20 protein-coding genes are annotated in these 20,962 nt (G+C 74.5%); 8 read left to right on the top strand and 12 right to left on the bottom strand.

All coding sequences use genetic code 11. The features are described 5' to 3' along the window. The first annotated feature begins 69 nt into the window (after positions 1-69). Complete coding sequence (locus tag ACFY15_RS30830) at positions 70-969, top strand: DUF4231 domain-containing protein (protein ID WP_390690003.1); 900 nt, start codon at positions 70-72, stop codon at positions 967-969. 50 nt (positions 970-1,019) lie between these two features. On the opposite strand, the gene ACFY15_RS30825 is transcribed toward ACFY15_RS30830, so the two are convergent. The 4 genes from ACFY15_RS30825 to ACFY15_RS30810 form a co-directional block, all read right to left on the bottom strand. Next, positions 1,020-1,499: a hypothetical protein gene (locus ACFY15_RS30825; protein WP_390689927.1), complete on the bottom strand. Its 480-nt coding sequence runs from the start codon at positions 1,497-1,499 to the stop codon at positions 1,020-1,022. 83 nt (positions 1,500-1,582) lie between these two features. After that, entirely contained in the window at positions 1,583-2,467 is an 885-nt protein-coding gene (locus ACFY15_RS30820; protein ID WP_390689926.1) for a S1 family peptidase, read from the bottom strand. A gap of 161 nt (positions 2,468-2,628) precedes the next feature. Beyond that, positions 2,629-3,450 (bottom strand): DUF1684 domain-containing protein, encoded by an 822-nt coding sequence (locus ACFY15_RS30815; protein ID WP_390689925.1) that lies wholly within the window; start codon positions 3,448-3,450, stop codon positions 2,629-2,631. A gap of 118 nt (positions 3,451-3,568) precedes the next feature. Next, entirely contained in the window at positions 3,569-4,915 is a 1,347-nt protein-coding gene (locus ACFY15_RS30810; RefSeq protein WP_390689924.1) for a DUF5685 family protein, read from the bottom strand. Positions 4,916-5,199: 284 nt separating this feature from the next. Between ACFY15_RS30810 and ACFY15_RS30805 the strand changes: the two genes are divergently transcribed. Then, the gene (locus tag ACFY15_RS30805) at positions 5,200-5,658 is read left to right on the top strand and encodes a cell division protein SepF (RefSeq protein ID WP_042811153.1); all 459 of its coding nucleotides are present in this window, start codon (positions 5,200-5,202) and stop codon (positions 5,656-5,658) included. A 16-nt stretch (positions 5,659-5,674) separates the two neighbouring features. Here the strand turns inward: ACFY15_RS30805 and ACFY15_RS30800 are convergent, their stop codons facing one another. Next, complete coding sequence (locus ACFY15_RS30800; RefSeq protein WP_390689923.1) at positions 5,675-6,868, bottom strand: acyl-CoA dehydrogenase family protein; 1,194 nt, start codon at positions 6,866-6,868, stop codon at positions 5,675-5,677. A 33-nt stretch (positions 6,869-6,901) separates the two neighbouring features. Further along, a complete protein-coding gene (locus tag ACFY15_RS30795) occupies positions 6,902-8,608 on the bottom strand; it encodes an MFS transporter (protein ID WP_390826456.1) in 1,707 nt (568 codons plus the stop codon). Between the two features lie 295 nt (positions 8,609-8,903). On the opposite strand from ACFY15_RS30795, the gene ACFY15_RS30790 reads away from it, so the two are divergent. Further along, on the top strand, positions 8,904-10,040 hold the full coding sequence (locus ACFY15_RS30790; RefSeq protein WP_390826491.1) for a hypothetical protein: 1,137 nt from the start codon (positions 8,904-8,906) through the stop codon (positions 10,038-10,040). A gap of 263 nt (positions 10,041-10,303) precedes the next feature. Next, complete coding sequence (locus ACFY15_RS30785; protein ID WP_390689920.1) at positions 10,304-11,353, top strand: phosphatase PAP2 family protein; 1,050 nt, start codon at positions 10,304-10,306, stop codon at positions 11,351-11,353. 136 nt (positions 11,354-11,489) lie between these two features. Here the strand turns inward: ACFY15_RS30785 and ACFY15_RS30780 are convergent, their stop codons facing one another. Together ACFY15_RS30780 and ACFY15_RS30775 are read right to left on the bottom strand one after the other, a co-directional pair. Then, positions 11,490-12,539 carry a helix-turn-helix transcriptional regulator gene (locus ACFY15_RS30780; protein WP_390689919.1) on the bottom strand — a complete coding sequence of 350 codons (1,050 nt, stop codon included), beginning with the start codon at positions 12,537-12,539 and terminating at the stop codon, positions 11,490-11,492. Positions 12,540-12,857: 318 nt separating this feature from the next. Further along, a complete protein-coding gene (locus ACFY15_RS30775; RefSeq protein WP_390826455.1) occupies positions 12,858-13,712 on the bottom strand; it encodes a transglycosylase family protein in 855 nt (284 codons plus the stop codon). A 292-nt stretch (positions 13,713-14,004) separates the two neighbouring features. Between ACFY15_RS30775 and ACFY15_RS30770 the strand changes: the two genes are divergently transcribed. Continuing rightward, entirely contained in the window at positions 14,005-14,820 is an 816-nt protein-coding gene (locus ACFY15_RS30770) for a hypothetical protein (RefSeq protein ID WP_390689917.1), read from the top strand. Between the two features lie 230 nt (positions 14,821-15,050). Beyond that, positions 15,051-15,491 carry a hypothetical protein gene (locus ACFY15_RS30765; RefSeq protein ID WP_390689916.1) on the top strand — a complete coding sequence of 147 codons (441 nt, stop codon included), beginning with the start codon at positions 15,051-15,053 and terminating at the stop codon, positions 15,489-15,491. 16 nt (positions 15,492-15,507) lie between these two features. Here the strand turns inward: ACFY15_RS30765 and der are convergent, their stop codons facing one another. The 4 genes from der to ACFY15_RS30745 form a co-directional block, all read right to left on the bottom strand. Further along, positions 15,508-16,971 carry a ribosome biogenesis GTPase Der gene (gene der / locus ACFY15_RS30760; protein ID WP_390689915.1) on the bottom strand — a complete coding sequence of 488 codons (1,464 nt, stop codon included), beginning with the start codon at positions 16,969-16,971 and terminating at the stop codon, positions 15,508-15,510. Between the two features lie 75 nt (positions 16,972-17,046). Next, positions 17,047-17,634 (bottom strand): lysophospholipid acyltransferase family protein, encoded by a 588-nt coding sequence (locus ACFY15_RS30755; RefSeq protein WP_390690002.1) that lies wholly within the window; start codon positions 17,632-17,634, stop codon positions 17,047-17,049. 56 nt (positions 17,635-17,690) lie between these two features. Continuing rightward, entirely contained in the window at positions 17,691-18,392 is a 702-nt protein-coding gene (cmk, locus tag ACFY15_RS30750; protein ID WP_390689914.1) for a (d)CMP kinase, read from the bottom strand. Between the two features lie 317 nt (positions 18,393-18,709). Further along, positions 18,710-19,798, bottom strand: a complete 1,089-nt coding sequence (locus ACFY15_RS30745) for a prephenate dehydrogenase (protein WP_042817699.1) — start codon at positions 19,796-19,798, stop codon at positions 18,710-18,712. 154 nt (positions 19,799-19,952) lie between these two features. Here ACFY15_RS30745 and ACFY15_RS30740 point away from each other — a divergent pair, with 154 nt between their 5' ends. Then, positions 19,953-20,297, top strand: coding sequence for a DUF952 domain-containing protein (locus ACFY15_RS30740; protein WP_390689913.1), 345 nt, complete (start codon positions 19,953-19,955; stop codon positions 20,295-20,297). An 86-nt stretch (positions 20,298-20,383) separates the two neighbouring features. Further along, positions 20,384-20,872, top strand: coding sequence for a Rieske (2Fe-2S) protein (locus tag ACFY15_RS30735; protein ID WP_390689912.1), 489 nt, complete (start codon positions 20,384-20,386; stop codon positions 20,870-20,872). Positions 20,873-20,962 lie beyond the last annotated feature (90 nt).

The following is a 20,962-nucleotide window of genomic DNA, read 5'->3' as shown; positions in this document are numbered from 1 at the left end:
ACGGAGGGCGGCGGGGCTTCGCGGTCCCGCCGCCCGGGAACGAGCGCAGGGGGCGCCGTGACCGACAGCATGACGTTTCGCAACGAGGACCTGCCGGCCCTCTTCCACCACACCGATCAGGCGGCGGTCTCCCGGCAGCGGGAGTCCACGCAGGCCACGCGGGCGCAGCTGGTGCTGCTGGTCGTCGCGGCGGGGGCGGCGGCCCTCCCGTCGGGGCCCGGGGTCGGCGGGCTGCACGTGTTCGCAGCACTGGGCGCGCTGGCGTACGCGGGGGTGCTGGCCGTGGGCGTACGGGCGACGCGGCGGCGGGCCCGTCCGCAGTGGCAGCTCAACCGGAGCGCGGCCGAGTTCATCAAGTCGCTGGCGTGGCGGTACGCCGTGCACGGGGCGCCCTTCGGCAGTGAGGTGGCCGGGCCGGAGGAGGTGTACCGGGCGCGGCTGGAGAAGGGGCTGGACGAGCTGCGCAAGATGGGCTGGCAGGATCCGCGGACGGCGGGCCTGCTGCCGGAGGGAGCGGAGATCACGGGGGCGATGCAGCGGCTGCGCGGGCTGGAGTACCAGGTGCGCCGGGAGACGTACGTCCGGGACCGGCTGATCGAGCAGCGCACCTGGTACCAGCGCCGGGCGGAGGGCTCGCGGCGTGCGACGGCGCTGTGGTCGTGGACGATCGTGCTGCTGACCTGCCTGGGGCTGCTGTTCGCGCTGTTCGGGGCGTTCGGCTCGGGTCCGGGGGCGTCGGCCGCGGCGGGGCTGACGAGCGCGGCCGCGGCGGCGGCGATCGCCTGGAACGAGGTGCGCCGCCACCATCCGCTGATCGAGGCGCACACGCTGATCGAGCAGGACCTGTCGGCGATGATGGTCGTGATGCAGACGACGATCACGGAGTCGCAGTGGCCGTCGGCGGTGTACGAGACGGAGCGGTACGTGTCGCCGCAGCACACGGACTGGCTTGCGCGGCACAGCAGTTGACCGCTGGGTCCGGGCCCGCGCGGTCCGGGCGGCGCGGGCGGGGGCGTGGTTCAGTCGCGGGCCACGCCCTCGGGCCAGATGACGGTGACGGGTTTGCCCAGTGCTCGGGCGTAGGCGACGATCTCGCCGGTGCCGCCGTGCCCGCGGGCCGGCAGGCCGTCCCAGACGGCGACGAGCCGGTCGCAGGTCTCGGCGATGTAGGTGCCGGCGGCGTAGTAGGCCTCGTCGGTCGAACGGGGGAAGGCCATCACCACCTCCTGGGTGGCGCGGTCCTTGAGCCGCCGGTACGCGGCGAGGGCGTGCGGGTCGCGGAAGGTCTCCTCGTAGTCCCCGCTGGGGATGACGACGGTGAGCTCGGCGCCGTGTTCCAGGGCGATGGCGGCGAAGAGCTGGTCGGCTCCGTCCGCGAGGCTGGAGAAGGCCTCCAGCGGCCCCGGCTGGCCGCCGAGCACGTTCCGCAGGCCTTCCTCGACGTGGGCGAGGCCCGCCTCGGGAATCGACCGGTGCCCGGTCACGCCGATCCGCTGCATACGAGCTTCCTCCCCCGTGGACGCCCTGGACATCCTCCCAGAAGGCGGGAGGACGTCCAGGGGGCCTGCGCCGGGGCCGGCCGTCAGTAGACGCTGACGCCGTAGGCGCTCAGGGCCTCGGTGACGGGCTGGAAGAAGGTGGTGCCGCCCGAGGAACAGTTTCCGCTGCCGCCGGAGGTGAGGCCGACCGCGCGGCTGCCGGAGTAGAGCGGGCCGCCGCTGTCGCCGGGTTCGGCGCAGACGTTGGTCTTGATCATGCCGTAGACCACGTCCCCGTTTCCGTAGTTCACGGTGGCGTTGAGGCCGGTCACGGAGCCGCTGTGGATGCCGGTGGTGGAGCCGCGCCGGGTGACGGCCATGCCGTTGGTGGCGTCGACGGCGCTGGTGATGTCCTGGCTTCCGACGGTGCCGGGCGGGACCGGGCTGTTGCTGGCGTACTTGATGAGCCCGTAGTCGTTGGTGGGGAAGCTGGAGCCGACGGTGCTGCCGATGGTGGTGGTGTGGGATGCGCTGGTCCACCAGGTGCCCGCGCCCTTGGTGCAGTGGCCGGCCGTCAGGACGTAGTAGTTGGCGCCGCTGCGGACGTTGAAGCCGAGTGAGCAGCGCCAGCTGCTGGCGTAGATGGCGTCGCCGCCGGAGAGCAGCTTGGTGATCCTGCCCGGGGTGCGCTCGATGCGCAGCGCGGCGGCGTCGGGCCCGGCCTCCTGGCGGATTCTGGCCAGGTCGGACTCGGTGACGGTGGAGTCGGCGGTGACCACGAGGGTCCCGGTGGCGGGGTCGGTGTGCCAGGCGGTGCCGGCGACGTCGGCCCGCAGGACGGAGGCGCCGGCGGCGGCGAGCCGGGCGGCGCTGAAGCCGGTGTCCGCGGGGTCGGCGCTGGCGGCGGTGGGGGCGGCGATCGCGGCCGCGGCGGCGAGGCCGGTGGCCGCGGCGAGCAGCCGCAGTCGGGTGGTGCTCTTGATCCTCACTTCACGTCCTCCCGGAGGGGGTCTGGGGCCCGGCGGTCGTGGGGGTGCCGGAGCCCTTGGGCGGCGGGGGGAGGGCGCGGCGGGCGCACGGCCGTCGGCCGAACGTTTCGCCGTGCCCCTGACAAGTCCGCCGGATGACGCTGAACCGGAGTGTCATGGCGTCAGTTACCGGCGGCAAGGGCGCCTTTCAGCCGTCGCTCTCCAGCGGCGGCCGCGAACGGCAGGGTGTTCCCGGGCGGCGGGAACGGGCAGATGAAGTGGTCGGCGAACGCGCAGGGCGGCAGCAGGGCGCGGTTGAGGTCGACGGTGACGCCCCCGTCGGGATCCGGGACGCCAGGCCGCAGGAAGCGGAACCGGTAGCTGGATCCGCCGCTGGTGGCGTCGGCGAAGACGGCCCAGAGGCTGCCGTCGTCCCCGTCGACGGCCACCTGGAGGGCATGGCGGGCTCCGCCGTGCTCGAAGAGCAGCTCACCGCCCAGACCGAGGCCGCGGGTGCGGCCGTCGGCGTTCTCGACCTGGACGGTCCGGTCCTCCCCGTACGGGCGGAACCGGCCCGGCAGGGCGAAGGCGGGGTCGTAGGGAGTGGCCTCGATGCCCCGGAAGGAGCGCCGGGCCGCGGAACCGGGGTCGTAGGTGCGCACGGCCCACTCCCCCTCGCGCCGGATCACCACCAGGCGTACGCCGTCCGCGGCGAGGCGGGAGCCGGCCGGCGGGCCCTTGTCGGCGCCCAGGCACACCTCCCCGGCCAGGGGCCCGCCGTCGAGCCGGAGGCCGTCCTCCGCGGCGGCGCTCACCACCACGCCGTCGGCGGTGGCGCTCCAGCGCCCCGGAACGGCCGGAATTCGACCTTCCAAGTCCTCCGGCACCCTGGGGGAGATCCAGTGGGTGCCGGTCAGCGCAAGGGGTCCGTAGGGGGCGGAGACGGTGGCCGTGCGCTGCTCGTGCCACCGCTGCCAGGCTGTGGTCGCTTCGTCGTCATCCATGCCGCACAACCCTTCCACGCGGGCCCGGACGGGAATCCCCCCGTACGCCGTCCGGGCCTGTGGAAGCGGTGGACTGACACGGCCTCAGCCGTCCGCCCGGTGCGGGGCGGACGCCGTGTCAGCTGCAGCCGCAGTCGCAGTCGCAGCCGTCACAGCAGCAGCCGTCACAGTTGCAGCAGTCACAGCCGTCGCAGTTGCAGCAGTCGCAGTCACAGTCGTCGCACCAGGCGTCGCGCTTCTTGCGGGACCAGGGGCCCTCGTAGTCGGTGCAGCAGATCTGGCAGGTGCAGAACAGTCCGATGGCCACCGCGCAGCCGTGCAGCAGCCCCCGGCGCGGCTTCTGCGGGGGCAGCCCGCCGAAGCCGCCGCCCCCGCCCCCGCCGCCGCCCGGGCCGCCGGGGCCCATCGGGGGCGGTGTGCCGGGGCCGCCCGGGGCGTACCGGGGTGCGCCGCCGTAGGGGTTCTGGCCGTACGGCGCACCGCCGTACGGGCCGCCCTGCCCGTGGCCGCCGGGGGCGTACGGGTCGTGGCCCTGCGGCGGGTAGCCCTGCGGGGGCTGCCCGTAGCCCTGCCCCGCGGAGTTCGCGGCGGCGTGGCCGTGCCCGCAGGAGGTCGTGCCGAAGGCCCGGTCCACCGAGGTGCGCAGCTCGTGCACCAGCAGCCGGTGGGCGAGCCCCGCGTCCGCGAACTCCACCTCGCGCATCGCCAGCTTGATCCCGTGCAGCGCGTCGTCGCACAGCCGGCGGGCCTCGGCGCGGGAGGTCCCGGTCGCGGTGAGGGGGTTCCAGGCGCCCGCGGCGGCGTCGGCGGCCTGGTCCTCGACGGCGTCCAGCAGGTGCGCCAGCCGCCCGAAGTAGCGTCCGGCCTCGGCCAGCGGCGCGGCGTTGCCTGGCCGTCCCGCCAGGACCGCGGTATGCGCGAAGGCGGCCGCGGTCGCGGTCTCCGTAGGCTCGGTGACCACCAGGACGGGCGTGCCGGGGCCGGCCAGGGTCTCGATGCCGCCCTGGCGGTCCACGGCGTCGACGAGCACCGCCGTGTCGAAGCCGAGCGCGGCCCCGGTGCGGGCGCCGGCCCGGTCCCAGCCCCGGGCCACCCGGCGGGCGGCGGCGGCGATCGGGGCACGGGCCAACAGGCCGTCCCGGTCCGCCACGTGGTCGCGGACCTTCGCCGAGGCGAGCACCAGCGAGACGGCGGCGGCGAGCCGGGCGCCCTCGCCGTTGGCGACGGGGGCCGTGCGCATACCGCGCAGCGGGCAGGGTCCGGCGGTGCGGCGCGCACCGGGCGTCGGACCCGACTGAGCCTCCGTCAGAACGGAGACCAGCAGCCCGTCGTAGTTCGTGACGATCCTCGCGAACTGGCCGTGGTCACCGCGAAGTGCCAGGCACAGACCGCAGAGATGGGCCATCCACTCCGTCTTGAACCGGTCGCCGAGCCGGTGCGTGCAAGGTCTGACGATGCCGAACAATCCGCTTCCCCCGTGTGTCATCCGCGTGTTTCGGGGCATCGTATCCAGCCAACTCGTTCACCCGTACGCCCGAGCTCCTCACCCGGACGGCGGCGGCGGTCGTATTTTCACTCAGTCAGCAGCGGCGGGGGCCGGGAACCTCACCGGTGCAACGGATGTTCTGCACCAGTCCCGTCACGAAACCCCTGCGCGGCGGCTATCCACTTGGCGCGTTGTCAGCATCATGGACGACCATAGGGGCAACGGAGCAGAAGACAGACTGGCCACGGTGAAAGGAGGCGTCCATGGGTTCGGTACGCAAGGCGAGCGCCTGGTTGGGTCTCGTGGAGGACAACGACGACGAGCGGTACTACGACGACGACTACGCGGAGCCGGTGGACCGCCGGCAGGGCTCGGTCTCCGGGCCCGGCGACCAGTGGGTCACCGACCCCCGGGTGCGGGTGGCCTCGGAGTCCGCGGTCGAGCGGGGCCGGCGGATCGCGACGGTGACCCCGGACGGGTTCCGGGACGCGCGCGGCATCGGCGAGCTCTTCCGCGAGGGCGTCCCGGTGATCGTGAACCTGTCGTCCATGGACCCGACCGACGCCAAGCGCGTCGTCGACTTCGCGGCCGGACTGACCTTCGGGCTGCGCGGCTCGATCGAGCGGGTGGCGACCAGGGTCTTCCTCCTGACCCCGGCCGACACCCAGATCGTCAGCGGTGAGGCGGGCGGCCGCTCCCGCGACTTCTTCAACCAGAGCTGAGCAAGGACTCGCCGGCCTAGCGGAAAGCGTCCAGCCCGGTGAGCGCCTTGCCCAGCACCAGCTGGTGCATCTCCACGGTGCCCTCATAGGTGAGCACCGACTCCAGGTTGGTGGCGTGCCGCATGACGGGGTACTCCAGGGAGATCCCGTTGGCCCCGAGGACGGTCCGCGCGGTACGGCAGATGTCGATGGCCTCGCGGACGTTGTTGAGCTTGCCGAAGCTGATCTGCTCGGGCCGCAGGGTCCCCGCGTCCATACGCCGGCCCAGGTGGTGGGCGAGCAGGATGCCCTTGTGGAGCTCCAGCGCCATGTCGGCCAGCTTGGCCTGGGTGAGCTGGAAGCCGCCGATGGGCCTGCCGAACTGCTCGCGCGTCCGCGCGTAGTCGAGCGCGGCCTCGAAACTGGCGCGCGCCGCGCCCATGGCCCCCCAGACGATCCCGTACCGCGCGTGGCTGAGGCAGCCCAGCGGACCCTTGAGCCCGGTGACGCCCGGCAGCACCGCGTCCGCGGGCAGCCGCACGTCGTCGAGCACCAGCTCGCTCGTCACCGACGCGCGCAGCGACCACTTGTGCTTGATCTCGGGGGCGGAGAAGCCCGCGCTGTCGGTGGGGACGGCGAAGCCGCGGATCCCCTCGTCCGTCTGCGCCCAGACGACGGCCACGGAGGCCACCGAGCCGTTGGTGATCCACATCTTGCGGCCGTTCAGGATCCAGTCGGAGCCCTCCCGCTTGGCGTGGGTGCGCATCGCGGCCGGGTCGGAGCCGACGTCCGGCTCGGTCAGCGCGAAGCAGCCGATCAGCTCGCCGGCGGCCATCCCCGGCAGCCAGCGCCGCTTCTGCTCCTCGGAGCCGTACTTCCAGATCGCGTACATGGCGAGGGAGCCCTGGACGGAGACCAGCGAGCGGATCCCGGAGTCGGCGGCCTCCAGCTCCAGGCAGGCCAGGCCGTACTGGACGGCGCTCGCGCCCGCGCATCCGTAGCCGGTCAGGGACATGCCCAGGGCACCGAGGGAGCCGAGCTCACGGGCCAGCTCGCGGATGCCGGGGAGCTCGCCGGCCTCGTACCACTGGGCGATGTGCGGCAGGACCCGGTCGGCGGCCCAGGCGCGGACGGTGTCACGGACGGCGAGGTCCTCGGGGCTGAGCAGTTCGTCCAGACCGAGCGGATCGGTGGGGACGAAGGGGGTCTTCGGCACGGACGACGCGGACAAGAGGGGCCTCCCGGCAGGCGCGTGGGGCGAAACCTAGCGGTGCAAGTTTGTCGCCGACCCCGCCCCGGGTCCACCCCCGACCGGAGCGGCGGGCCCCGCGGCCTGGGCGGGGAGGCGTACGGACGCCCCCGCGTCGGCGGCGGGGGCCGGAGCCTGCGCGACCGGGCCGCAGGCGGCCGGCTCGGCGCCGTCCATGGTGCGCGGCAGCCTCAGCGCCATCACCGCGCCCGCCAGCAGCAGGCCGGCGCTGACCACCAGGGTCACGTGCAGCCCGTGCACGAAGGAGTGCCGGGCGGCGGCGGCCAGGGACTGCCCCGCCGTGCCGCCGAGGTGGGCGGCGATCTGGTAGGCCTCGCCGAGGGAGTTCGCGGCGCCCGCCGAGTCCTCGGCCGGCACCCCCGGAACACCGAGCAGGCCGGGCCGGTAGGCGGCGTTCATCACGCTGCCGAGCAGGGCGATGCCCATGCCCGCGCCCAGCTGGTACGAGGTCTCGCCTATGGAGGCGGCTCCGCCGGCGGCCTCCACCGGGGCCTCGCTGAGCATCGACTCGTACGCCGCGAACAGGGTGGTCTGGAGGCCGAAGCCCAGCAGGACGAACCCGGCGGTCAGCAGCACGGGCCGGTCGTGCTGGCCCATCAGCGTCAGCAGCAGCACCGCGCCGGCGGTCAGCACGAAGCCCAGCGAGACCATCGTCCGCGGGCCGACCCGCTGGAGGGTGTACGAGCCGGTGGCCCCGGCGGCCATCGCGGCGAAGGTCAGCGGCAGCAGCCGCAGGCCGGTCTCCAGCGGGCTCAGGCGCAGCACCAGCTGGAGGTACTGGACCGCGATCAGCTCCAGGCCGACCAGGGCCAGCATGGCGAGCACGATGCAGCCGACGGAGGTGGAGAAGGCGGCCCGGGAGAACATCCGCATGTCGATCAGCGGGTGCTCGCGCCGCTTCTGGCGGCGCACGAAGAGGACCAGCAGCACCGCGCCGAGGACCAGCGGGACCAGCGCCTGGAGGTCGGCGAGCTGGCGTTCGGCGCCGATCCGCTTGACGCCCAGGACGACGCCGAGCACACCGGCGGCGGCCATCAGCGCGCCCAGCACGTCCCACGGACCGTCGGCCGCGCCCCGGGACTCGGGCAGCAGCCAGCGGCCGAGGGGCAGGATCAGCGCCATGAGGGGGATGTTGATGAGGAAGACGGAGCCCCACCAGAAGTGCTGGACGAGGAACCCGCCCAGGACCGGTCCGCTCGCCGCGCCGATCGCGGCGACGGCGGTCCAGATGCCGATGGCCAGGGCCCTCTCCCGCCGGTCGGGGAAGACCTGGCGCAGGATCGACAGCGTGGCGGGCATGATCATCGCCCCGCCGACGCCGAGCAGGGCCCGGGCGCCGATCAGCACCTGGGCGTTGTCGGCGAGGGCCGCGATCGCGGAGGCCGCGCCGAAGAGCGTGTAGCCGAGGAGCAGGATCCGGCGGCGGCCGACACGGTCGCCGAGGGTGCCGAAGAGGATCAGCAGCGAGGCGCACACCAGCGGGTAGGCGTCCACGATCCACAGCAGCTCCTGCGATCCGGGACGCAGGTCCTCGGTGACGGCGGGGACGGCGACGTGCAGGATCGTCGCGTCGAGCGCGACGAGCACCAGGCTGACGCAGAGGACCGCCAGGACGACCCAGCGGTTGGCGCCGCCGGAGGCCTCGGTGATCCGCTGTCTCAGGGGGGGCTTCCTGTCGCCGGCCGTGTTCGTCCCCGACATCCATGTACCTCCCAGGTGATCCCTCGCACTCGGCGGACCAGCGTCGTGTGGCGCCGCGGGGTGGTGCCCTGTGCGGCGTCCTACGGGGTCCGGCATCGACACGCGAGTGAAGGGTCAGCGTACGCGAGTTCGTGTGCCCGGCACGTGGCCAAGCTCTCATCCCGGCGAAGGCCCCCCTGTGGTGTGCGCCACTCGCCCCGTTCCCCCCTCCCCCGGTGTACACGCCCGGTCACGGCCCGTGGTTCTGTTTCCGTCCCCGGTGGCGGCGCCGTCGATACTCGTCCACGTGACAACTGTGCCCGCCTCCGACGCTCCCCCCAAGGATCCCGGCCCCGGCCCGCGCCGGGCCGCGCCCGCGCTCGCCGCCTTCGCCGCGGTGCGGCTGCTGGGGCTGGCCGTGCTCGCGGTGTGGTGCGCCGCGGCCGGCAGCAGCCCGCACACGCTGCTGTCGGCACGCTGGGACTCCCTCTGGTACGCCCGCATCGCCGCGCAGGGGTACGGGTACGAGGTGGTCCTGCCGAGCGGGGCCGTCCATTCCAGCCTGGCGTTCTTCCCGCTGCTGCCGTGGCTGGAGCGGCTGGTGGCGGCGCCCACGGGGCTCTCCTACGGTTCCGCCGGCCTGGTGGTGTCCGCGGTCGCGGGGCTCGCCGCCGCGTGGGGGGTCTTCGCCGTCGCGGACCTCCTGTACGGGCGGCGCGCCGGGGTGCTGGCGGTGGCGCTGTGGGCGGCGCTGCCGGTGGGGATCGTCCAGTCGATGGCGTACAGCGAGTCGCTGTTCACCGCCCTGGCCGCCTGGGCCCTGTACGGGGCGCTGCGCGGGCGCTGGCTCACGGCCGGCCTGCTCGCCGCGGGGGCGGGGCTGACCCGTCCGGTCGGGGCGGCGGTGGTCGCGGCGGTGTGGGTGGCGGCCGCACTGGCGTGGCGGCGCGGGGAGCGCTCGTGGCGGATGGCGGCCGGGGCGGTGCTGGCCCCGCTGGGGGCGGGGGCGTACGCGCTGTGGGTCGGGGTCCGGACCGGCGGTGGCCTGACGGGCTACCTGGACGTGCAGGCGGGCTGGGGCAACGGCTTCGACGGGGGCTGGGCGTTCGCCCGGTTCATCGGAGCGCGGCTGGACTCGTCCGCCGCCCTCGCCGGGGTGGGCCTGATCGCGGGCGTGCTGCTGGTGCTGTGGCTGTACGCGCTGTGCGTGCGCCGCCGCCAGCCGGCCGTGCTCCTCGTCTACTGCGGGATCGTGGTGGCACTGGCGCTGTGCGCCTCGGGGTACTTCGGCTCCAAGCCCCGCCTGCTGCTGCCGGCGTTCCCCCTGGTGCTGCCGCCGGCGGTGGCGCTGGCCCGGGGGCGGCCCGGGCGGGCGGCGGGCGTCGTCGGGGGGCTCGCCCTCACCTCGGCGGTCTACGGGGCGTTCTGGCTCAACGGCTCGGGCCCGCCGTGACCCCCGTCCGCCACCTGCGCATGATCACGGAACGGAACATTCCAATCCATGATTGCGCAAAGGAATTGAGCTGCACGATAAACCTGCCGTAAGCGTGCGGACAATTGGCCGCGCAGCACTCCGGGAGGTGTTTCCGGGGAGTTCCAACGGGGGGCGAAATAACGGGAATTAAGGCCCGCGTGAGACGCACTCCACATCACATGGTCATCACAAAGCGCGCGATTCGCACGGGCCGTGCTTCGCCGCGCGGTAACGTCGATTGAGTGCGTACCGATCAATTGCTGACCCGTCTGGAGCCGGCGTTCGCCCGGCTGGACCGGGAACCAGAGCGACCGGCTCATCTGCAGACTCCGCAGATGAGCCGGCACCGCGTCGTGCTCCTCTCCGCGACCTTCGCCTTCTACGTGGCGATCGTCGTGGCCGTGCTGACGACATCCTGGCTCGTCCGCCTGGACTGGCAGATCATGTTCTTCCGGCCCTACGAGCAGTGGCCGCAGATCCACGCCTTCCTCGACTACCTGGTCGTCCTCGGCCAGCGCGGCCCCACCGCGGTGATGGTCGCGGCCTGGCTCGGCTGGCGCTCCTGGCGGCAGCACACCCTCCGCCCGCTGATCGCCCTCGGCGTGGCCCTGCTGCTGCTGAACATCACCGTGGGCTCCGTGAAGCTCGGCCTCGGCCGGCTCGGTCCGCACTACGCCACCCAGATCGGCTCGGCCGAGCTCTTCGCGGGCGGCGATATATTCCCTTCCGGCCACACCGCCAACGCCGTCGTGACCTGGGGGATCCTGGCCTACCTGGCCTCCACCACGGTCACCCGGCGGGTGCTGTCGATCCTCTCCGGCGTGCTCTCGCTCAGCGTCGGCGCGACCACCGTCTACCTCGGCACCCACTGGGTGAGCGACGTCCTGCTCGGCTGGACCGCCGGCCTGCTGATCATGCTGGCGCTGCCCTGGTTCGAGCCGCTGATCGCCCGCTCCGAGGCGTACGTCTTCGAACTGCGCGAGCAGTGGCGCCGCCGACTGGAGGACGGCCGGGTCTCCGAGCCCGTCGCCGCCGCGCTCACCCCGCTGCTCTCGGCCGGCGGCAAGTGGCAGCCCCGGCGGGCCGACGCGGCCGAGGCGGCGCCCGTCGCCGCCCCGACGGCCGCCGGCGGGCACTCCCCCGCGCTGCGGCCCGGCCCGCACGCCCACCCGGTGTCACGGCCCCACCTGATCCGCTCCGAGCGCACCCCGGTCACCCCGGCCGGCAGCCGCCGCCCGGCACACACCGAGCGGGCCGCCGCCCGCAGCGCCCGCCCGGCCACGGGCGGCTGACGGCCCCCGCGGGGCGGTACGCACACCCCACCCCGCACCACGACGGCGGCCCGGTTCGACGAACCGGGCCGCCGTTCATATGTCCGGCCCGTCAGCAACGCGCCCGGACGTTCCTCCGTACCGGGTCACGCTTGTGTCACGGGTTGTCGACAGCCGCAACCGCCGAATCACCCATTCCCGCGACGGAATTCAAATCCCCCCGAACCGAATTCCCCTTCTCTCCCGCGCTCTCCAGCGCACGGCCGAGAAGGTCCCGCAGCGCCCGGATCCGATCGCCCAGCTCCGAGGGCTCCACCACCTCGAACTCACACCCGAGCAGCATGATGTGAATCACCAGAACATCGAGGTTCACCGCCCCCGTGCGCAGCAGGCAGGCGTCCGCGCCGAGCGGCTCCAGCACCCCGTCCGCGGGGCCGACGACCCGGGCCGCCACCTCGGCCGGAACCTTCAGCCGCACCACCGCCCGGGCGGCGTACGCGCGCCGCGAGATCCCCTCGGAGACGTACGCGGCGAGGTCCTCGGCCGGGGCCGGACGCGGGGTGAAGCGCGGGCCGTGCGGCGGGCGGGGCTCGATCCGGTCGGCGCGGAAGGTCCGCCAGTCCTCGCGGTCGAGGTCCCAGGCGACGAGGTACCAGCGGCGCTCGGTGCACACGAGCCGGTGCGGCTCGACCGTCCGGCGGCTGACCGCCCCGCCGTGGTCCCGGTACCCGAAGCGCAGCCGCTCGCCGTCCCGGCACACGGCGGCGAGCTCGGTGAGCACGGCGGGGTCGACGCTGTCACGGCCGGGCCCGCGGAGCATGGGCACGGTGAACTCGTTGAGCGCGGAGACCCGTCCGCGCAGCCGGCCCGGCAGCACCTGCTCCAGCTTGGCGAGCGCCCGCACCGAGGCCTCCCCGATCCCCTCGACCCCGTTCCCGGCGGCGGTGCGCAGCCCGACGGCGACGGCGACGGCCTCGTCGTCGTCGAGCAGCAGCGGCGGCAGCTCGGCGCCCGCGCCGAGCTGGTAGCCGCCGCCGGTGCCGGGGCTGGCGTTGACGGGGTACCCGAGCTCCCGCAGCCGGTCGACGTCCCGCCGGACGGTCCGGGGCGTGACCCCGAGCCGCTCGGCCAGGTCGGCGCCGGTCCACTCGCGGTGGGCCTGGAGGAGGGAGAGGAGGCGCAGCAGCCGTGCGGAGGTCCCGAGCATCGGCCCAGTGTGCCCTGCCTCCTCGACGCGGCGCTCGCACCGCTCGGCTCTGGCGGGCCTCCCGGGCTTCGCGCCGCTGCGACGGACTCCGTCCGCCGGGGGTCGGGCGGGGTCCCTCCCCCGGCCGGGGCTGTTCATAGCCCCGCCGGCGCTTGAGGCGCGGGCGCGGAGCGCCGTGCCGCGCGGCGCGCACGACCGAAGCCCCTCCGAAGGCGACGGGCGCGGGAGCGCACGTGCGGGGTCCGGGGCGGAGCCCCTGGGAACGGTGGAAGGGCGGGTAGGGGACTGCTCCGCGCAGCGGCCCCACCCCCGCGGGGCTCAGGGCACCCGGACCGACCCCGGCCCGGACGGGGACGGGGACCGGCCCGGCCCCGCCGTCGGCCGACCGGCCGGAACCGGGACCGCCGGTCGCGGGGGCGCCAGGGTCGGGCCCGCCGGAGCCGGACTCGTCGAGGGCCGAGGAGCCTGCGCCGCCGGAGGCGGGGGCACGGGGGCCGGGGCCGCCGGGGCCGGGGTCGGGGTCGGACCTGTGGGTGGGGTCGTCGGGGTCGGGTCCGTGGGTGGGGTCGTCGGGGTCGGGTCCGTGGGTGCGGGCAGGGTGAGGAGGAGGCCGAGGCGCAGGGCGGACGGGTCCGGGCCGATCACGGTGCGGTTCGCCTCGTACAGGGCCCGCCAGCCCCCCGCGACGCGGTACCGCCGCGCGATCCCCTCCAGCGTGTCCCCGCCCCGCACCACGTGCATCCGCCCGGCCAGCCCGTACCGTTTCGCGCACACCGGCCACGCCTCCCACCCCTGCGACCCGAGAACGTCCTCCGCGACGCGGATCTGCTGCTCCCGCGTCGCCAGGTCGGCCCGCGCCGCGTACGCGAGCCCCCCGTGCTCCACCCACGTCGGCTGCCAGAACTGCAGGCCCCCGTAGAAGCCGTTGCCCGTGTTCACCGACCAGCGCCCGCTGCTCTCGCAGTCGGCGACACAGTCCCACGGCCACTCCCCGCCCGGCCCGCAGTCCCCCGGACCGTGCCCGATGACGCCCGGCGAACCGGGATGCGCGGCCCCCGCCGGCCCGGGGGCGGGCGGGGGCGGCGCCGCGACCGCGCCGGCGCCCCACGGGAGTACGAGCACCAGCGCGGCGCAGACCGCGAGCGCGGCCCGCCGGAGACGGACATCGGGCACCGCGCCACGCTACGCAGCCCCCGCCCTCCGTCCGGCCCGCCACGCGGCGGACCCCCGCGCCCCACCCGGACGGCCGACCGCCGCACCCCGCCCAAACAGCCAGCACCGGCCATCAACTGCACACAACCAAGCAACAGTTGCCACAAAAACGAAGCCACCTGCGAGCGGTTCACTCGTTCGGGTGATCGGTTCGATTCCGTTCCCTCGGACGGCGTGACCCCGGCCGAGCCTCGGGCGTTGATCCCGGCGAGCCGGGAACCCCCCGGCCTCCGCACGAATGAGGAGCCACCCCGTGCCGCGCATGCTCGACGTCAGTCTTGAGGTACGTGCCGAGATCGGTGACGAAGAAGCCGACAGGCTGCTCACCGGCGACGACGCCCCGGGCAGTTACGACTGCACCTCCTGCCGCACCCCCGGCGACCCCGAGACCGACCCGACGAGCACCGTGCTTTTCGTGGGCGAGGAGACGGCCGTCCTCGCCTTCGCCCACGCCGGCTGCATCCCCTCCCAGGTGGTCACGGTCTCCGAGGCCGAGCTCCAGGGCGCGGTCCGCAGCATCACCGGTGACAGTCCCGCCCCGGAGCAGGCGGCCCCCGCCGGCGAGGTCCCGCAGAGCGTCCCCGGCGGCCAGGCCGTCCTCGGCATCACCAGCGGCCTGATCCTGATCAACGGCGAACTCCACCCCGCGCTGGTCGTCGAGCCGACCGCGCCGATCGCCCGCCCCGGCACCACCGGCCCCGGCGACGACTTCCTGCCGCTCCTCATCGAGCAGGGCTTCATCCCCGTCACCGACACCAACCAGGTGCCGTCCGCCCTGGAGGGCTGGTCGGTCCTGCTCGCCGGCGGCCAGCTGCACGCCGTGCTCCAGCCCGGCGCGGGCGGCGGCCCCCAGGCCTCCTGGTGGCAGGCGCACCAGGCGCTGTCCGTCACCGACGGCTGGCGGGCCGCGGTCAACAAGACGCAGCGGGTCCTGGTCTACGCCGCCCCGGTCGGCTCCATCGGCCAGCAGCCGCGCGAGGACCTGCTCCGCGACGCCCTGGACAAGGCCGCGAGCAACGGCAAGCTCGTCGCGGCCTCCATGCCCCTCGCGGGTGCCCCCGGCGCCTGAGCCCGCCCTCTCCCTTCTCCTCTCCTCCCCGCCGGAAACGGCCGCCCGTCCTCCCCGCGAAAGGGACCGGGTGGCATGCGCCGGGGGTGCGCGGTCCGTCCCGCGCACCCCCGGCGATCTGCGTTTTACGCCCCGTCACCCCGCATCCGCAGGGCCACGGTTTCGTTGGCTGATACGTGCATGCATACGACCCCTCCCGCGCCCCGTCCCACCCGAGCAGCGTCCCCCCGATGCGCCCCGCACTGGACCGGGACCACGCTCCGGCCGCCTCGCACACCCCGATCTTCGACGCCCTGTACTCGGAGTACCTGCGCTCCTTCCGGGCCCTGCCGGGCGACCGGTCCGGCGAGGAGGACCTCGGCTTCACCGCCTTCTCGTACGGGTCCTCCCACGGGTACGCGTACGGCGGCTCCTACACCGGTTCCTCCGGCGTCTCCTACGGCAGCGGCCCGTACACCGCCGGGTGGAACGGTTCCGCATGGCAGCGGGCCGACCCCTGGCAGCCCGCGTACCCCCATGCGCCGGTCGTCACCCAGCCGCTGTACGCCCACGCCGGCGCCACCGCGTCCGGCACCGCGACCGGACCCGGATACGGCGACGGGCGGCAGCACCACACCGGGATGCAGCACATCCCGGCGGCCCTGCCGCCCGCTCCGCGCCGGGGCTACTGACCCCGGCGCGCTGCCGCTACTTCTTCTTCTTGTACTGGGCGCCGCGCTTCTCGCGCACCCGCACCGAGATGTGCAGCGGGGTGCCCTCGAAGCCGAACTCCTCGCGCAGGCGGCGCTCGATGAAGCGCCGGTAGCCGTGCTCCAGGAAGCCGGAGGCGAAGAGGACGAACCGCGGCGGCTTGCTGCCCGCCTGGGTACCGAACAGGATGCGGGGCTGCTTGCCGCCGCGGATCGGGTGCGGGTGCGCGGCGACGATCTCGCCGAGGAAGGCGTTGAGGCGGCCCGTCGGGACGCGCGTCTCCCAGCCCGCGAGGGCGGTCTCGATCGCCGGGACCAGCTTCTCCATGTGGCGGCCGGTCTTCGCGGAGACGTTGACCCGGGGCGCCCAGGAGACCTGCTGCATCTCGGTCTCGATCTCGCGCTCGAGGTAGTAGCGGCGCTCCTCGTCCAGCTCGTCCCACTTGTTGTACGCGATCACGATCGCGCGGCCGGCCTCGACGGCCATGGTGATGATGCGCTGGTCCTGGACGCTGATGCTCTCGGTGGTGTCGATCAGGATGACCGCCACCTCCGCCTTCTCGACGGCGGCGGCCGTGCGCAGCGAGGCGTAGTAGTCGGCGCCCTGCTGGAGGTGGACCTTCTTGCGGATGCCCGCCGTGTCGACGAACTTCCAGGTGACCCCGCCGAGCTCGATCAGCTCGTCGACCGGGTCGCGGGTGGTGCCGGCCAGCTCGTTGACGACGACGCGGTCCTCGCGGGCGACCTTGTTCAGCAGCGAGGACTTGCCGACGTTCGGGCGGCCGATCAGGGCGATGCGGCGCGGGCCGCCGATCGGGGCGCCGCCGAAGGTCTGCTCGGGGGCCTCCGGCAGGACCTCCAGGACGGCGTCGAGCATGTCGCCCGTGCCGCGGCCGTGCAGCGAGGAGACCGGGTACGGCTGGCCCAGGCCGAGGGACCACAGGTAGGCCGCGTCGGCCTCGCCGCTCTGGCCGTCGACCTTGTTGGCGCACAGCACGACGGGCTTGCCGGCCCGGCGCAGCAGCTTGACGACGGCCTCGTCGCTGTCGGTGGCGCCGACCTTGGCGTCCACGACGAACACGACGGCGTCGGCGGTCTCGATGGCGTACTCGGCCTGGGCGGCGACGGACGCGTCGATACCGAGGACGTCCTGCTCCCAGCCGCCGGTGTCGACGACCTTGAAGCGGCGGCCCGCCCACTCGGCCTCGTAGGTGACGCGGTCGCGGGTGACGCCGGGCTTGTCCTCGACAACGGCCTCGCGGCGGCCGATGATGCGGTTGACCAGGGTCGACTTGCCGACGTTCGGGCGGCCGACGACCGCGAGTACGGGGAGCGGTCCGTGGCCGGCCTCGCCGATGGCGTCCTCGACCTCGTCCAGGTCGAAGCCTTCCTCCGCGGCGAGCTCCATGAACTCCGCGTACTCGGCGTCGCCAAGTGCTCCGTGGTCGTGCTGGTCGTTCATGAAGTCCGTTCCTCGTCGTTCGTGGTGATCGGTGGTACCCGCGCGGCGGGCGCCACTACTGGGTTCAAGTCTCGCTCAGCGGCCGGTGAGGCGCTTGGCGTCGGCCAGGTGGGCGGTCAGCCGGTCCTGGATGCGTACGGTGGCCGCGTCCAGCGCGGTCCGGGTGCGGCGGCCCGTGCCGTCCCCGGCCTCGAAGGCGGAGCCGAAGACGACGTCGACACGGCTGCGCAGCGGCGGCAGGCCCTTGACGAGCCGGCCCTTGGCGTCGGTGCTGCCCAGGACGGCGACCGGCACGATGGGCGCGCCGCCGCGGACCGCGAAGTAGGCGAGCCCGGCACGCAGGGACGCGAAGTCTCCGTCGCCGCGGGTGCCCTCGGGGAATATCCCCAGGGCGCCGCCTTCGCCGAGGACGTCCAGGGCGCGGCTGACGGCGGTCCGGTCGGTGCCGGCACGGTCCACCTTCACCTGCCCGATCCCCTCCAGGAAGGGACCGAGGGGCCCGACGAACGCCTCCTTCTTGATCAGGAAGTGCAGCGGCCGGGGCGCGGTGCCCATGACCAGCGGGCCGTCGAGGTTGTGGGAGTGGTTCACGGCCAGGATGACGGGGCCGGTGGCGGGTACCTTCCAGGCACCCAGCACGCGCGGCTTCCAGAGCCCGTACATGAGCCCGATCCCGATGCGTCTGCCGACCGCCGCACCCTTGAGGGAGGGCGTATCGCTCACCTGCTCCGCCGCTCTTCCACCAGGGTCACGACGCACTCGATGACCTGGTCGAGGGTGAGGTCGGTGGTGTCCACCTCGACGGCGTCGCCGGCCTTGGCCAGCGGGGAGGTCTTGCGGCCGGAGTCGGCGGCGTCCCGCTTGATCAGGGCTTCCTTGGTCGCGGCAAGGTCGGTGGCCTCCTTGCCGCGCAGTTCGCCGCTGCGGCGGGCGGCGCGGGCCTCGGCGGAGGCCGTCAGGAAGACCTTGAGGTCGGCGTCGGGCAGGACGGTGGTGCCGATGTCCCGGCCCTCGACCACGATCCCGTCGGCCTGCGCGGCCGCCTCGGCGGCGATGGAGCGCTGGAGGTCGGTGATCAGGGTGCGCACCTCGGGGACGGCGCTGACGGCGCTGACCTTGGAGGTGACCTCCTGGGTGCGGATCGGGCCGGAGGCGTCCAGGCCGTCCACGGTGATGGTGGGCGCGGAGGGGTCCGTCCCGGAGACGATGGCCGGCTTTCCGGCGGCGAGCGCGATCGCCTGCGGGTCGTCGGTGTCGATGCCGTTGGTGATCATCCACCAGGTGATGGCCCGGTACTGGGCACCGGTGTCCAGGTAGCGCAGCCCGAGCTTGGCGGCCACGGCCTTGGAGGTGCTGGACTTGCCCGTGCCGGAGGGACCGTCGATGGCGACGATCACGGCGGACGGAGCTACGGATTCCACGGTGCGGGCACCTTCCTGGTTGCGCGGACGAGTCCGGGCGCGCCAATAGCGCCCCTCCCCAGGTTACCGGCCCCGCGCACCCGCCGGTCCCGGGCGGTCGGCGGGGGCCGCACAGCCGGGCTCCGGCCCGGGCCGCCGCGGGCGTCCGCAGGGCCCGCGGAGGCCGGGCGGCGGCCCGACGGGGCGTCCACGGGCGCCGGGTGCCGGGCCCACGGAGGCGGGGCGGCGGCCCGACGGGGCCAGGCCGCGGGGGCCGGGTGCCGGGCCCCGCGCAGGCGGGGACCCCGGCGCGAGGGGCCGCGTCCCCGCCCGGGCTCCTACTGCTGGCGCAGGGCCCAGCCGCGTTCGCGGAGCTCGGTGGTCAGGGCGGCGACGGCCCGCGGCTCGACCATGAGCTGGACCAGGCCCGCCTGCTGGCCGGTCGCGTGCTCGATCCGCACGTCCTCGATGTTGACCCCGGCCCGGCCGGCGTCGGCGAAGATCCGTGCCAGCTCGCCGGGCTTGTCGCTGATGAACACCCCGACCGTCTCGTAGGCGGTGGGCGCCGCGCCGTGCTTGCCGGGGACCCGCACCCGTCCGGCGTTGCCCCGCTTGAGGACGTCCTCGATGCCGGCGGCCCCGCCCCGGCGCTTGGCCTCGTCGGCGGACTGGAGGCCGCGCAGCGCCTCCACCGTCTCCTCCAGGTCGGCGGCGATGCCGGCCAGGACGTCGGCGACCGGACCCGGGTTGGCGGAGAGGATCTCCACCCACATCCGGGGGTCGGAGGCCGCGATCCGGGTCACGTCGCGAATCCCCTGCCCGCACAGCCGGACCGCCGTCTCGTCCGCCTCCTCCAGACGGGCGGCGACCATGCTGGAGACGAGCTGCGGGGTGTGGGAGACGAGCGCGACCGCCCGGTCGTGGGCGTCGGCGTCCATCACCACGGGGACGGCCCGGCACAGGGCGACGAGCTCCAGCGCCAGGTTCAGCACCTCGTGGTCGGTGTCGCGGGTCGGGGTCAGCACCCAGGGGCGGCCCTCGAACAGGTCGGCCGTCGCGGCCAGGGGGCCGGAGCGCTCCTTGCCGGCCATGGGGTGGGTGCCGATGTAGGCGGAGGTGTCGGCGCCCAGGGCGGCGAGCTCGCGGCGCGGTCCGCCCTTGACGCTGGCCACGTCCACGTAGGCCCGGGCCAGCCCGCGCCCGATGGCGTCGGCCAGCGCGGCGGCCACGTGGGCGGGCGGCACGGCCACGATCGCGAGGTCGACCTGGCCCTCGGGGGCGTCGTCGGTGCCTGCGCCGAGGGCGGCGGCGGTCCGGGCCTGCGCCGGGTCGTGGTCGATGAGGTGGACGGCGATCCCGCGGGCGGTCAGGGCGAGCGCCGCGGAGGTGCCGATCAGTCCGGTTCCGATGACGGCGGCGGTTCTCACGGGTCGCTCCAAGGTGATCGCTGACGGCTGGTCCTGACTCAGGGTAGCCAGCGGACACGCCCCCGGTCCCCCGCGGTCCGCCCTGTGGACGGCGGGGCCGACACGACCCGCCGCCCGGTGCGCCTGCGGGGCCCGCCTCCGGTAGAACGACCGCATGATCTTCCACATCGTCCCGCTCGCGGACTGGAACGCCGCCCCCGGGCTCCCCTACGCCCCGCCCTCGCTCGCCTCCGAGGGGTTCGTCCACTGCTCGGCGGACCGCCCGACCGTCCTGGCCGTCGTGGGGTCCCACTACCGGGAGGTGCCCGGCCCCCTGCTCGCCGTGGAGCTCGACGAGGCGGCCCTGACGTCGGAGGTCCGCCGCACGGGCGGCCCGCAGGACCCGTACCCGCACGTCCACGGGCCGTTGAACCGGGACGCCGTGCTGCGCGTGTGGGAGGTCGTACGCACGCCCGGCGGCGGCCCGGCGGAGCTGACCCCCTGGCGCCGGGGCGGGTGAACCGGAGTGGCGGGCTTCTGCCGGAGTCCGTCGCGCGCCAGGATGCTGCTCGCCGCCCCCGCCACCGACCGAACCACGGAGCTCCCATGACTGAGTCACAGACCGCCCGGCGCACGGTACTCGCGGCCGGAGCGGCCGCTCTGGCCGGCGGCACGCTCGCCGCCTGCGGAGGCGGGGCGGAGAAGTCCGCCACCGAACCGGCGGGCCCGTCCGCGCCGCCCGCCCAGCCCTCGGCCGCCGCGTCGGCGGCCTCCTCGCCGGCGGCGTCCGCCCCGCCGCAGGCCGCGAAGGCTCTCGTGGAGGCCTCGAAGGTGCCGGTGGGCGGCGGCACGGTGCTCAAGGAGGCGAAGCTGGTGGTGACCCAGCCGACGGCCGGGTCCTTCCGCTGTTTCACCGCGGTGTGCCCGCACCAGGGGTGCCTGGTGAACAAGGTCGCGGACGGCACGATCGACTGCCCGTGCCACGGCAGCAGGTTCCGGGTCGGGGACGGTGCGGTGGCCCACGGTCCGGCGACGCGCGGCCTGGAGGAGAAGAAGATCACGGTGGCCCCGGACGGCGAAATCTCGCTCGCCTAAGGACTGTCCCGTAAATGATCTTCGAGTCGGTGTGGACGTGGCCGTTCGCTGTGCGGCCCGCTCGCCTATCCGGCGAGGGCGAGGTTGTGC

Origin of the sequence: Streptomyces sp. NPDC001373, assembly GCF_042895815.1 — a bacterium.
Classification (GTDB): Bacteria; Actinomycetota; Actinomycetes; order Streptomycetales; family Streptomycetaceae; genus Streptomyces.
The sequence above is the reverse complement of the archived record's forward strand: the minus strand, read 5'-3'. Positions and strand labels throughout refer to the sequence as shown.